Here is a 938-nt window from a genome sequence, read left to right on the forward strand (position 1 = left end):
TTGGGGTTCAGCCCGCCGACCTGGGCGAGCGCCTCGGCCAGCGACATCTCGTAGCCCTGCAGCGGCAGCTGGTCGCTCTTGCCGGTGGCCCCCAGCGCCACGTAGGTGCGCGGCTGGCGGGTGAGCAGAACCACGTCGCCGGGGCGCACATAGACGTCCTCGGACGGGTCGCTGACCAGCTCGGAGAACGGCATCTGCACCGTGCGGCCGTTGCGGGTGAGCGAGACGGCGGTCTCGTAGATCGGCGCCTTCGGCCCGCCGACCCTTGCGATCAGGTCGAGCAGCTTCAGCCCGGAGGTCGGGATCGGCACCGAGGCGCCGGTGACCGCGTCGCCGGTGACCGTCACCGCCGTCGAATTGCCCTGCGCCACCGCGACCACCGCCTGGGGCTCGATCGCCCGGTCCCGGAGCGCGGCGACGATACGGCTCTCGACGGCCGAGGCGGTGGAGCCGGCGACGCGGATGCGACCGGCATAGGGAATGGTGATCGACCCGTCGCGGGCGACCTGCTGCTCGGGCAGGTGCACCGAGGAGGAGCCCTGGCCGCCGGCATTCAGCGAGGAGAACAGCCCGCCGACGCCGGCCTCGAACAGGGTCACCTGGACGACGTCGCCGACGCCGATGCCGGTGTCGTTCGGCAGCGACCGGCTGGCGATGCCGCGAAAGCTCGGCCGCGCCTCTTCCTGCTGATAGGCGAGGACGGAATTGTCGACCGGGATCAGCAGATAGCCGTCGCGATACTGCACGGCCGTCTCGTCGACATCGCCGACGAAGGCTCCCGCCGTCGGCCCGGCCGCCGGCAAAAGCGCGCAGCCCGACAACAGCCCGCTCATCACGACGCCGAGGACGGCCCCCTTGCGCAGCCGGAAAACCCCCGTCCCCCCCTGCCCCGCCGCGCCGCAAGGCAAGGTCGTCCGGCAGGTTTCGGTTTGCGCCAG

At 71.9% G+C, this 938-nt stretch carries 1 protein-coding gene; it reads right to left on the reverse strand.

The genetic code is table 11. From position 1 onward, the window contains the following. On the reverse strand, nt 1-938 hold a 938-nt coding region (locus tag ATO4_RS26710), incomplete at both ends, for a polysaccharide biosynthesis/export family protein (RefSeq protein WP_139802742.1).

The sequence above is a fragment of the Aurantimonas sp. 22II-16-19i genome (genome assembly GCF_002088275.1).
Taxonomy (GTDB): Bacteria; Pseudomonadota; Alphaproteobacteria; order Rhizobiales; family Rhizobiaceae; genus Jiella.